Source organism: Enterobacteriaceae endosymbiont of Donacia vulgaris (genome assembly GCF_012568445.1).
GTDB lineage: Bacteria > Pseudomonadota > Gammaproteobacteria > Enterobacterales > Enterobacteriaceae.
In genome coordinates this window covers 111,018-122,924 of the sequence record NZ_CP046190.1, presented here as the reverse complement: position 1 = coordinate 122,924, position 11,907 = coordinate 111,018, and the positions used below count along the sequence as shown (strand labels likewise).

General features: G+C 21.2%; 12 protein-coding genes, 1 tRNA gene and 1 pseudogene. 12 read left to right on the top strand and 2 right to left on the bottom strand.

What is annotated here, in order from left to right; translation table 11 throughout:
* Positions 1-23 precede the first annotated feature (23 nt).
* The 3 genes from GJU01_RS00645 (at position 24) to GJU01_RS00635 (ending at position 3,227) form a co-directional block, all read left to right on the top strand.
* The gene (locus GJU01_RS00645) at positions 24-1,178 is read left to right on the top strand and encodes a phosphoglycerate kinase (protein ID WP_168867931.1); all 1,155 of its coding nucleotides are present in this window, start codon (positions 24-26) and stop codon (positions 1,176-1,178) included.
* A 74-nt stretch (positions 1,179-1,252) separates the two neighbouring features.
* Complete coding sequence (gene fbaA, locus GJU01_RS00640; protein WP_168867930.1) at positions 1,253-2,332, top strand: class II fructose-bisphosphate aldolase; 1,080 nt, start codon at positions 1,253-1,255, stop codon at positions 2,330-2,332.
* Positions 2,333-2,393: 61 nt separating this feature from the next.
* Complete coding sequence (locus GJU01_RS00635) at positions 2,394-3,227, top strand: mechanosensitive ion channel domain-containing protein (RefSeq protein ID WP_168867929.1); 834 nt, start codon at positions 2,394-2,396, stop codon at positions 3,225-3,227.
* Between the two features lie 38 nt (positions 3,228-3,265).
* Here GJU01_RS00635 and GJU01_RS00630 read toward each other — a convergent pair.
* Together GJU01_RS00630 and dnaQ are read right to left on the bottom strand one after the other, a co-directional pair.
* Positions 3,266-3,339, bottom strand: a tRNA-Asp gene (locus GJU01_RS00630).
* Between the two features lie 57 nt (positions 3,340-3,396).
* Positions 3,397-4,131: a DNA polymerase III subunit epsilon gene (dnaQ, locus tag GJU01_RS00625; RefSeq protein WP_168867928.1), complete on the bottom strand. Its 735-nt coding sequence runs from the start codon at positions 4,129-4,131 to the stop codon at positions 3,397-3,399.
* Positions 4,132-4,169: 38 nt separating this feature from the next.
* Between dnaQ and rnhA the strand changes: the two genes are divergently transcribed.
* From rnhA to hisIE, 9 genes and pseudogenes are all read left to right on the top strand, one after another.
* A complete protein-coding gene (rnhA, locus tag GJU01_RS00620) occupies positions 4,170-4,637 on the top strand; it encodes a ribonuclease HI (protein ID WP_168867927.1) in 468 nt (155 codons plus the stop codon).
* Positions 4,638-4,762: 125 nt separating this feature from the next.
* The gene (gene hisG, locus GJU01_RS00615; RefSeq protein ID WP_168867926.1) at positions 4,763-5,662 is read left to right on the top strand and encodes an ATP phosphoribosyltransferase; all 900 of its coding nucleotides are present in this window, start codon (positions 4,763-4,765) and stop codon (positions 5,660-5,662) included.
* 5 nt (positions 5,663-5,667) lie between these two features.
* Positions 5,668-6,969: pseudogene (gene hisD / locus GJU01_RS02265) on the top strand (histidinol dehydrogenase); the annotation flags it as partial.
* On the top strand, positions 6,952-8,082 hold the full coding sequence (hisC, locus tag GJU01_RS02260; protein WP_246208935.1) for a histidinol-phosphate transaminase: 1,131 nt from the start codon (positions 6,952-6,954) through the stop codon (positions 8,080-8,082). The pseudogene hisD and the gene hisC, both read left to right, overlap by 18 nt.
* A gap of 28 nt (positions 8,083-8,110) precedes the next feature.
* A complete protein-coding gene (gene hisB / locus GJU01_RS00605) occupies positions 8,111-9,178 on the top strand; it encodes a bifunctional histidinol-phosphatase/imidazoleglycerol-phosphate dehydratase HisB (protein ID WP_168867925.1) in 1,068 nt (355 codons plus the stop codon).
* Positions 9,175-9,765: an imidazole glycerol phosphate synthase subunit HisH gene (gene hisH / locus GJU01_RS00600; RefSeq protein ID WP_168867924.1), complete on the top strand. Its 591-nt coding sequence runs from the start codon at positions 9,175-9,177 to the stop codon at positions 9,763-9,765. Before hisB ends, hisH begins: the two co-directional genes overlap by 4 nt.
* Before the next feature lie 8 nt (positions 9,766-9,773).
* Positions 9,774-10,514: a 1-(5-phosphoribosyl)-5-[(5-phosphoribosylamino)methylideneamino]imidazole-4-carboxamide isomerase gene (locus GJU01_RS00595; RefSeq protein ID WP_168867923.1), complete on the top strand. Its 741-nt coding sequence runs from the start codon at positions 9,774-9,776 to the stop codon at positions 10,512-10,514.
* Positions 10,496-11,275: an imidazole glycerol phosphate synthase subunit HisF gene (hisF, locus tag GJU01_RS00590; RefSeq protein ID WP_168867922.1), complete on the top strand. Its 780-nt coding sequence runs from the start codon at positions 10,496-10,498 to the stop codon at positions 11,273-11,275. The genes GJU01_RS00595 and hisF overlap by 19 nt, the downstream gene beginning before the upstream one ends.
* A complete protein-coding gene (hisIE, locus tag GJU01_RS00585; RefSeq protein WP_168867921.1) occupies positions 11,269-11,877 on the top strand; it encodes a bifunctional phosphoribosyl-AMP cyclohydrolase/phosphoribosyl-ATP diphosphatase HisIE in 609 nt (202 codons plus the stop codon). The genes hisF and hisIE overlap by 7 nt, the downstream gene beginning before the upstream one ends.
* Positions 11,878-11,907: the final 30 nt, after the last annotated feature.

Sequence of the window (11,907 nt, the reverse complement as noted above, 5' to 3'; positions counted from 1 at the left end):
ATATATATTAGGATTAATTACTTATGTTAAGTATTCTAGATTTGGATATTAAAAATAAAATTTTATTAATTAGATCCGATTTAAATGTACCTTTAGATGCACATGGTAATATTACTTCTGCTATGAGAATTAAATTATCATTACCTACTATAAAATACGCCTTGGAAAAAAAATCTAAAATAATTATAGCATCTCATTTAGGAAGACCTATTGAAGGAAAATATAATAAATTTTTTTCTTTAAAAAAAATTGCTATATATTTAGAAAAAATTTTAAATCATAAAGTATCTTTACAAAAAGATTATTTAAATGGATGTAATTTTAAAAAAGATGAAATTATTCTTTTAGAGAATGTCCGTTTTAATATTGGTGAAAAAAATAATAATGAAAAATTATCTAAGCAATATGCATCTTTATGTGATATATTTGTAATGGACGCATTTGCTACTTCACATCGTCTCCATTCCTCTACATATGGTATTATGAATTTTGCTAAAAAATCTTGTGCAGGATTATTACTAATAAATGAAATAAAAAATTTAAATAAATTTTTAAAAAATCCTGCAAAACCTATAATTTCTATTATAGGAGGATCTAAAATATCAACAAAATTTAATATTTTAAAAAAATTAACTCAATTATCAGATAAAGTTATTGTAGGTGGAGGTATAGCAAATACATTATTATCATTAAACAATAATATCGGAAATTCATTATATGAACCTAATGCTATTTTATTAGCTGAAGAAATAATGAAAAAATATAAAAATATAATTATGCCTATTGATTGTATAGTTAGCACATCTATTACCAATAATTCTTTAATAAAAAACAAAGATATTAATAATATTTTAAAAAATGAAAAAATTCTTGATATAGGTAATAAAACTATAAACATAATTAAAAATGAATTAAAAAAAGCTAAAACCATATTATGGAATGGACCTATTGGAGTGTTTGAATTTAAACAATTTAGAAAAGGAACTGAAATGATAATTAAAGCAATTACACATAGTAATGCTTTTTCTATTATAGGAGGAGGAGATACTTTAGCTGCTATAGAATTATTTAACTCATTTAATAAAATTTCTTATATTTCTACAGGTGGAGGATCTTTTTTAAAATATATAGAGGGAAATAAATTACCTGTTATATCTATATTAGAAAATATTTCATAATATTTTATTTAAAAATTAAAATAATAAAATTATTAACAATAAAAAATTTTAATAAGGTATGTAAAGTATATATTATGTCTAAAATTTTAAATTTTATCAAACCTGGTGTTGTTGTAGGTCATGATGTACAAACAATATTTAAAATAGCAAAAGAAAATAAATTTGCTTTACCAGCTATTAATTGTATAGGTACTGATTCTATTAATATAGTTTTAGAAACTGCTGCAAAATTAAAATCTGCAGTAATTATTCAATTTTCTAATTCAGGATCTTCCTTTATTGCAGGTAAAGGAATAGAAAAAAAAAATCCACATTTATCTTCAATAATTGGAGCTATATCTGGTGCTAAACATGTTCATAATATTGCTAAATATTATGGTATTCCAGTTATTTTACATACTGACCATTGTCCGAAAAACAAATTATCTTGGATTGATCATTTATTAGATGAAAATGAAAAATATTATTTAATACATAAAAAGTCTTTATTTTCATCTCATATGATAGATTTATCTAGAGAATCTATTCAAGATAATATTAAAATATGTAGTCGTTATTTAAAAAGAATGTCAAAAATGAAAATGACATTAGAAATAGAATTAGGATGTACCGGTGGTGAAGAAGATGGCATTGATAATAGTAATTTAAATAAAAAATCATTATATACAGACCCACATGATATTAATTATGCTTATGAAAAATTAAAATTAATTAGTTCTCAATTTATTATTGCAGCTTCTTTCGGAAACGTACATGGAGTATATCAAAAAGGTAATGTAAAATTATTACCAAAAATTTTAAAAAAATCACAAAAATTTATTAGTAAAAAACATAATATTCCTAATAATTCTATTAGTTTTGTCTTTCATGGAGGTTCTGGTTCTACACCTTTAGAAATAAAAGATTCTATAAATTACGGTGTTGTTAAAATGAATATCGATACAGATACACAATGGGCTACATGGAAAGGTGTATTAAAATTTTATAAAAAATATAAAAAATATTTACAAAAACAACTTGGAAATCCACAAGGTGTTAATAAACCAAATAAAAAATATTATGATCCTAGATCATGGATTAGAGCTTCACAGATTTCTATGCAAAAAAGATTAGAAAAAACATTTAAAGAATTAAATGCAATTAATATTTTATAAAAAATAAATTATTTTAACTATAAAAAAAATACGAATTATTTCATAAAATGGATTATATAATATGAATAAATTTACTAGTGTATTAGATTTTATAATATCTACGATATTTCAAAATAAAATTTTTATTTTATATCAATGTGAACATTTTATTTTAGCTGGTATGATTCTATTTTTTGGATTATGGGGAGTTAAAATTTTTACTAAAACTGTAAGAAATGTTTTTACTATAAGAAATATAGACCCTATTACAACTGGATTTCTTACAAATATTTTTAAATATAGTTTAACAGTATTTGTTATTGTTAGTGCATTAAGTAGTATAGGATTAAAGACGTCGTCAATTTTTGCTGCATTTGGTACTATAGGATTAGTTATAGGTTTAGCATGGCAAAGCGCTTTAGCAAATTTAGCATCAGGATTATTAATTATTACTTTTCGTATTTTTAAAGTAGGAGATTATATTAATATTGGTAATGTAACTGGAAAAATTACTAATGTTGAAATTTTTTGTACTCTTTTTAAAACATTTGACGGGAGTATTATATCTGTACCTAATGGGAAAATATTAACTGAAAATATAATAAATTTTTCTAAATCTAATGCATATAGAAATAAAATTACTTTAGGTATTGCAAGAAATTTAATACAAAAAGATATAAATATGATTAAAAAAATTTTATTAGATACTGTATCAGTAAATGATAAAATAATAAAAAATTCAATTGTTAACGTTATTGTTGATGAAATTACTAATAACTCAATAAATTTTACTGTTTTTTTTTGGATTAATGATTTCATAAATAAAAAAGAAATTTGCTCAGATTTAATTGATATTTTAAAAAATAATTTGGAATTATATAAAAAATCATGTGTGTTATGGATTAATAATGATTAACATTATCATATTAATTTTTTATTTAAAAATAAATAACACGGTGCGAACGGGATTTGAACCCGTGACCCCCGGCGTGACAGGCCGGTATTCTAACCAACTGAACTATCGCACCATAATTACTATTATATTATCTATCAGATAGTTAACAGTCAATACTTTTTTATATTTTTTATGATTTCCATAAATTAAAACCACATGTATTTTTAATTAATTCTAATTTTAATTTATGTAATCTTAATTCTTCATTAGAAGCATTTAAAATTAATCTTTTTTTTTTTATTAATTTTTTACATAAAATTTTTAATTGATTGTTAAAACTATTATTTTTTTCTTTTAAGAAATTTAATTGAAATGAATTTTGTTTTGTCGTCATAAATAAAAAAACTTTAGCTAATAATTTTGCATCTAATAAAGCTCCATGTAAATTACGTTTATTTATATTAATATTAAATCTAGAACATAAAGAATTTAATGAATTTCTTTTTCCAGGAAATATATTTCTAGCCATTTTTAGTGTATCTTTAACAATACAAATATTTTCAATTTTAGGTAATTTATTATTTAATAATGATAATTCATAATTTAAAAAATTAATATCAAATTGTGCATTATGTATAATAAGTTCTGAATTTTTTATAAAATTTAAAAAATTATTAAAAATATCAGAAAAAAAAGGTTTTTTATTTAAAAATGTGTTAGAAATACCATGGATATTAAATGCTTCTTTGCTTATAGTTTTTTGTGGATTGATATATGTATGAAAATAATTTTTAGTAATATGACGATTAATAATTTCTATTACTCCTATTTCTATAATACGATGTCCTATATAATAAGGATGAGATAAATTCATCCCTGTTGTTTCTATATCTAAAACTACTTGACGTATATTAATTTTTTTCATATTTGTTATATAAATAATATAAATTTTATTAAAATAATATGTATAAAAGTATAAATATTTTTACTGATGGTTCTTGTATATATAATCCTGGTCCTGGAGGATGTGCAGCTATATTACAATATCATAAATATGAAAAAATTTTGACTAAAAGTTTTTTTTTAACTACTAATAATAGAATGGAATTAATGGCTTCTATTATTGCATTAGAATCTTTAAAAGAAAATTGTAATATTTATATATTTACTGATAGTATTTATTTAAAAAAAGGTATTACAATATGGTTATATAATTGGAAAAAATGTAATTGGTTTCGTAATAATAAAAAAAAAGTTAAAAATATTGATTTATGGAAAAGATTAGAATTATTGTTATCTAATCATAATATTTATTGGAAATGGATTAAAGGTCATTCATATAATAAAATGAATAATAAATGTGATAAATTAGCTCGTATTTCAGCTAATAATCCTATAAATGAAGATTTTGGATACATAAAAGAAAAATAAATATTTTTCATTTTAATAAAATTAATAATAAAAATAGTTGTTATTTTGTTATAACTTATTTAAGTTTAAATAAATTAATTAATTTTTAAAATTAAATTTTATTTTAAAAAAAAAAGGATATAAGTATGCTAGATAACAATCGTTTACGCATAGCTATGCAAAAATCTGGTCGTTTAAGTAATGAATCTAGTAAGCTCTTAAAAAGTTGTGGTCTTAAAATTAATTTACAACAACGTAAGTTAATAGCTTTTGCGGAAAATATGCCGATTGATATCTTAAAAGTACGTGATGATGATATACCTGGTTTAATTATGGAAGGAGTAGTTGATTTAGGAATAATTGGTAAAAATGTTTTAGAAGAAGAAGTGTTAAATAGATTATCACGAGGTGATAATGCAAATTATTTGACATTAAGAAAACTAAATTTTGGTATATGTAGATTATCTATAGCAATGCCTATTAATAAACAGTATTTAGGTTTACAATCTTTACAGAATACTTGTATTGCAACTTCTTATCCTAATTTATTAAAAAAATATCTTGATAAACATCATATAAAATTTAAATCTTGTATGTTAAATGGTTCAGTAGAATTAGCACCTAGATTAGGTTTATCAGATGCTATTTGTGATTTAGTATCTACAGGAGCTACTTTAGAAGCACATGGAATTAAAGAAGTTGAAACTATATATACTTCACAGGCTTGTTTAATTCAACGTTATGATAAAATAACAAATTTTAAACAACAATTAATAAATAAGTTATTAACAAGAATTAAAGGAGTTATTAAAGCTAGAGAATCTAAATATGTAATGTTACATGTTCCTAGTAAAAAATTAAAACATGTTATGTCTTTATTATCATATATAAAAAACATTACTATTTTACCATTAATAGGAGAAAATAAAAAAGTAGCCATACATATGGTATGTAGCGAAACACTATTTTTAGAAAAAATAGAAAAATTAAAATTATTAGGAGTCAGTTCTGTTTTAGTTTTACCTATCGAAAAGATAATGGAGTAGTTAAAATGACAATTATAAATAATTTAATTTATTGGAATAATTATAATAAAAAACAAAAACAAAAGATATTGTCTAGGCCTATATGTTTAATAGATAAAACAATTAAAAATAATGTAACTGATATTTTAAATCAAGTAAAAAAAAAAGGAGATCAGGCATTAAAAAAATATAGTTTTTTATTTGATAAAATCGAAATTAATAATTTAAAAATAGATAAAGAAAAAATATATAATTCAAAAATTTATGTAGATAAAAAAATTAAAAATGCTATAAAAAAGGCATATGATAATATATATAAATTTCATAAATATCAAAATTTAAAGAATAAAATTATAGAAATTATACCTGGGGTATTTTGTAATCAAATTGTACGTCCTATCTCTAAAATAGGATTTTATATTCCTGGAGGTACATCCTCATTATTTTCTACTGTCTTAATGTTAGGAATTCCAGCTAAATTAGCATTATGTCCTAATATTATATTATGTTCTCCCCCTCCCATATCTAATGAAATTTTATTTTCTGCATATTTATGCAATATAAAAAATATTTTTCAAGTAGGAGGAGCTCATGCTATTGCAGCAATGGCTTTTGGAACAGAAACGATTAATCGAGTAAATAAAATTTTTGGTCCAGGAAATGTGTTTGTTACAGAAGCTAAAAGACAAGTAAGTAGTCAAAATACAACTTATAATAATATTTCTATAGATATGCCAGCAGGACCATCAGAATTAATGATTTTAGCTGACAAATCAGCAAATCATAATTTTATTGTAGCTGATTTATTATCACAAGCAGAACATGGAATAGATTCACAAGTGTTTTTAATTACTATTGAAGAAAAAATAGCAAAATTAGTTAGAAAAAAACTTTTGAAACAATTAGAAAAATTACCTAAAAAAGATATAGCAAAAAAATCTTTAAAAAAAAGCTATATTATAATAGTAAAAAATATTGAAGAATGTATAAAAATAATAAATAAATATGCTCCTGAACATCTTATTATTCAATGTCATAATTATGATAAAATTTTACCTAAAATTATGAATGCAGGATCAATTTTTTTAGGTAATTGGTCTCCAGAATCAGTTGGAGATTATGCTTCAGGAACTAATCATGTTTTACCTACTTATGGTTATGCTTCAACATATTCATGTTTAGGAGTATCAGATTTTCAAAAAAGAATGTCTGTTCAAAAATTAACTCAGAAAGGATTACTAAATATTTCTGATACAGTAGAAATTATGGCAAAAAAAGAAAATTTATTAGGTCATAGTAATTCTGTTACAATAAGAAAAAAATATATTAATAAAAATAATATACATCAGGAGAAAAATAAAAAAATAGATAATATTAATAAAATTATTAAAAAAAATATTATTAATTTAATTCCATACAAATCTGCCCGGTTATTATATAAAGATAATGATAATAAAAATTTAATTGCATTAAATGCAAATGAATCTTCTATAATTTCTTATTTTTCTTTAAATAAAAAAATATTTAATAAATATCCAGAACCACAACCAAAAAAATTAATTGTTTTATATAGTAAATATGTTAATTTAAATGTTAAAAATATTTTAGTTACAAGAGGAGCAGATGAAGGTATTGATTTAGTTATGCGTACTTTCTGTAATCAGAAAAATGATAAAATTTTATTTTGCCCACCAACATATGATATGTATCGTGTTACTGCTCAAATATTAGATATAAAATATATAACTATTAATAGTAATAATATTAATTGGGAATTAAATTTAAATAAAATTAAAGAAAATCTTAATAATGTTAAAATTATTTATATTTGTAATCCTAATAATCCTACTGGTAACTATATAAATAAAAATATTATAATAGAATTATTAGAATTAACAAAAAATACGACAATGATTGTTATTGATGAAGCATATATTGAATTTTGTATTGATCAAACTTTTACTTACTTAATAAATAAGTATCATAATTTAATTATATTAAGAACTTTATCAAAAGCATTTGCATTAGCAGGAATACGTTGTGGTTTTCTTTTAACAAATGAATATATTATAAATACTTTACTTAAAGTTATCGCTCCATATCCAATATCTGAACCTTCTACAGATATAGCTATACAAGCTTTAAATTTAAAAAATTTAATTATTATGAAAAATAATGTACAAACAATTATTAATAATAAAAAATGGTTAGTAAAAAATTTATATAATTGTCGTTGTGTTAAATATATATTTAATAGTTCAACTAATTTTATTTTAGTAAAATTTTATAATTCTGATTATATATTTAAAAAATTAAATAAAAAAAAAATCATTATAAGAAATCAAAATAATCAAAAAAATTTAAATAATTGTTTAAGAATTACGATAGGAACAATATTTGAATGTAAAAAATTATTTTTTGAATTACAACAATTATCTTAATAAAATTTTAAGAAAAAGAAATTATTATATGTTAAAAAAAATACTTTTTATCGATAGAGATGGAACTTTAATTACTGAACCTACAAATAATCATCAAGTTGATCATATCAACAAATTATTTTTTGAAAAATATGTAATTATTGCATTATCAGAATTAAAAAAATTTTCATATTTATTTGTGATAGTTACCAACCAAGATGGCTTAGGAAGTATAGATTTTCCTTATGAATCTTTTAATATTCCTCATAATTTTATGATTAATGTTTTTAAGTCGCAAAATATAGAATTTGAAAATGTTTTAATTTGTCCTCATTATTCTTATAATAATTGTATTTGCAGAAAACCTAATACAACATTATTAAATTCATATATAAATAATAATTTAGATAAAAAGAATAGTTATGTTATAGGAGATCGTTTGACTGATATTAAATTAGCTAAAAATATTGGCATTAATGGTATTTTATATAATAAAAAAACATGTAATTGGTTAAATATTTTAACTAAGTTAACACCAATAAAAAGATATGCTATAATAAAAAGAGTTACCAAAGAAACTTCCATACATATTGAACTTTTTTTAAATAAAATAGGTAAAAATAAAATTAATACTGGAATTAATTTTTTAAATCATATGTTAGAACAAATAGCGGTACATGGTGGATTTGTTTTAAATATTTATAGTAAAGGAGATTTATATATTGACGATCATCATACAATAGAAGATATTGCAATATCACTAGGACAAGCTTTTACTAAAGCTATTGGTAATAAAAAAGGAATTAACAGATTTGGTTTTATATTACCAATGGATGAATCTTTAGCCCAATGTTCATTAGATCTATCAGGAAGACCATATTTACAATATTATGTAAAATTTAAATACCAAAAAATTGGTGATTTAAGTACAGAAATGATTAAACATTTTTTTTATTCTCTCTCATATTCTATGGCATGTAATATATATTTAAAAGTCACAGGAGATAATGATCATCATAAAATAGAAAGTTTGTTTAAAGCATTTGGATGTTCTTTAAAACAAGCTATTAAAATAGTTAATGATAATATTCCTAGTTCAAAAGGAGTTTTAATTTGAAAATTGTTATTATAGATACATCTTGTGGTAATTTTTATTCTTTAAAATCTACTATAAAAAAAATAGGATTTAATTCTGAAATTACAAACAATAAGGATTTAATTTTAAATGCTAAAAAAATTTTTTTACCAGGTGTAGGGTCTGCTAATTCTATAATAAAAAAATTAAAAAGTGCTAATTTAATAAGATTACTTCAAAATTGTAAGACAGATGTTTTAGGAATATGTTTAGGTATGCAAATATTAGGAAAATATAGTGAAGAAAATGGAGGTACTCCTACATTAGGTATTTTAAACTATTCTGTAAATTTAATGAATAATAAATATACACCTATTCCTCATATGGGCTGGAATAAAGTAAATTATATAATATCATCACCATTATTTCATAATATTAATCAAAATTCTTATTTTTATTTTTCACATAGTTATAATATTAATATTAATAATTATACAATAGCTACTACTAATTATGACAATATTTTTAGTTCTGCTATTCAAAAAAAAAATTTTTTTGGAGTACAATTTCATCCAGAAAGATCAGGAAATAATGGTATTCAATTAATTAAAAATTTTTTAAATATATAAAATAAAATATGATTATCCCCGCAATTGATTTAATAAAAGGACAAGTAGTTAGATTACATCAAGGAAAATTTAATTTAAAACGAAAATATGAACATGAACCTTTATTCTATATTAAAAAATATATTAAACAAGGAACTAAAAAAATTCATATTATAGATTTAGATGGAGCAAAAAATCCAGGTAAAAAACAGATAGTTTTATTAAAAAATATTTTTAAACATAAACTACCTTTTATACAATTAGGAGGAGGTATTAGAACTAAAAAAGACATAGATTTAATTTTTAGTTTAACATCTAAAATTCAAATCATATTAGGATCCTCAATTATACAAGATTTTGAAAATGTTAAAACATGGTTTAAATTATATAATCCGTATTCTATAATTTTAGCATTAGATCTTAAAATTGATAAAAATAATAAAAAAATAGTATTTATTAATGGTTGGCAAAATAAAAGTAATATTATTTTTGAAGATATTATTGAAAAATTTTTATATTTAGGACTAAAAAATGTTTTATGTACAGATATTTCTAGGGATGGAACTTTTTTAGGACCAAATATAAATTTATATGCTGAAATAGTAAAAAAATATCCAGAAATATTTTTTCAAGCATCAGGAGGTATTTCTTCACTTCAAGATATTACTAATTTAAAAAATATTGGAGTAAAACATATAATTATAGGAAGAGCTTTTTTAGAAAAAAAATTTACGATTCAAGAGGCTAATTTATGTTGGCAAAAAGAATAATTCCCTGTTTAGATGTTTATAAAAATGTAGTAGTTAAAGGGAAAAAATTTAAAAATCATAAAATTGTAGGAGATATTTTATCACTAGCTCATAAGTACGATAAAGAAGGAGCTGATGAATTAGTATTTTATGATATTACAGCATCTATTGATAAACGTTTAGTAAATAAAAAATGGATATCTAAAATTGCAAAAATAATTAGTATACCTATTTGTGTAGCAGGAGGTATACAATCTATAGATGATGCCGCAAAAATATTATATTTAGGTGCTGAAAAAATATCTATAAACACTCCTGCATTAAATAATCCTTATTTAATTACAAAATTATCTAAATATTTTGGTAAACAATGTATTGTTGTAGGTATAGATTCTTGGTATAACAAAAAAAATGGAAAATATTATGTGTATAAATATACTGGTAATCAGAAAAATATAAAAATAACAAAATGGGAAACTATTGAATGGATTAAAACAGTACAAGAATTAGGTGCTGGAGAAATAGTTTTAAATATGATGAATCAAGATGGATTATGTACAGGATATGATTTATTACAATTAAAAAAAGTAAGAAAAATTTGTAAAATTCCTTTAATAGCTTCTGGTGGAGCAGGTTCTTTAAATAGTTTTTATGATGTTTTCCATAAAAAAATTAATGTTGATGGTGCTTTAGCAGCATCAGTATTTCATAAAAATATTATTAATATACATACATTAAAAAAATTTTTATATAAAAAAAATATTGAGGTAAGAATATGTTAATAAAAAATAATTTAAATAATTTAAATTGGGTTAAAACAAATGGATTAATTCCTGTTATTATACAACATAAAATTTCAGGACAAATACTTATGCATGCTTACATGAATAAGAAATCACTTAAAATTACTTTAGAAACTAAAAAAGTTACGTTTTTTTCTAGAACTAAAAATAAAATATGGACAAAAGGAGAGACAACAGGTAATTTTTTATATGTAAAAAAAATTACAACAGATTGTGATAAAGATACATTACTTATTTTAGTTCATCCTATAAACAAAACATGCCATTTAAATGAATATAGTTGTTTTAAAAATACTATATCAGATTTTACTTTTTTATATTTATTAGAATATATTTTAAATAAAAAAAAAAATTCTATAGAATCTTCATATACTTATAATTTATATAAAAGTGGTTTAAAAAGAATTACCCAAAAAGTAGGAGAAGAAGCTATAGAAACTATCATAGCTGCAAATGACAATAATAAAAAAGAAACTATACAAGAAACAGCTGATTTAATTTACCATTTAATAGTTTTATTAAAAATAAAAAATATTAGTTTATATGATATAATAAAAATTTTAAAAGAAAGAAATTCTTAATTTTAAGATTTTTTAAATTATGAGTTATAA

Bases quoted from the DNA above. Each gene is read 5' to 3' on its own strand.
- rnhA (WP_168867927.1), top strand. From the start codon at position 4,170: ATGTATAAAAGTATAAATATTTTTACTGATGGTTCTTGTATATATAAT.
- hisF (WP_168867922.1), top strand. From the start codon at position 10,496: ATGTTGGCAAAAAGAATAATTCCCTGTTTAGATGTTTATAAAAATGTA.
- GJU01_RS00595 (WP_168867923.1), top strand. From the start codon at position 9,774: ATGATTATCCCCGCAATTGATTTAATAAAAGGACAAGTAGTTAGATTA.
- hisIE (WP_168867921.1), top strand. From the start codon at position 11,269: ATGTTAATAAAAAATAATTTAAATAATTTAAATTGGGTTAAAACAAAT.
- fbaA (WP_168867930.1), top strand. From the start codon at position 1,253: ATGTCTAAAATTTTAAATTTTATCAAACCTGGTGTTGTTGTAGGTCAT.
- GJU01_RS00635 (WP_168867929.1), top strand. From the start codon at position 2,394: ATGAATAAATTTACTAGTGTATTAGATTTTATAATATCTACGATATTT.
- GJU01_RS00645 (WP_168867931.1), top strand. From the start codon at position 24: ATGTTAAGTATTCTAGATTTGGATATTAAAAATAAAATTTTATTAATT.
- hisB (WP_168867925.1), top strand. From the start codon at position 8,111: ATGTTAAAAAAAATACTTTTTATCGATAGAGATGGAACTTTAATTACT.
- hisG (WP_168867926.1), top strand. From the start codon at position 4,763: ATGCTAGATAACAATCGTTTACGCATAGCTATGCAAAAATCTGGTCGT.
- dnaQ (WP_168867928.1), bottom strand. From the start codon at position 4,131: ATGAAAAAAATTAATATACGTCAAGTAGTTTTAGATATAGAAACAACA.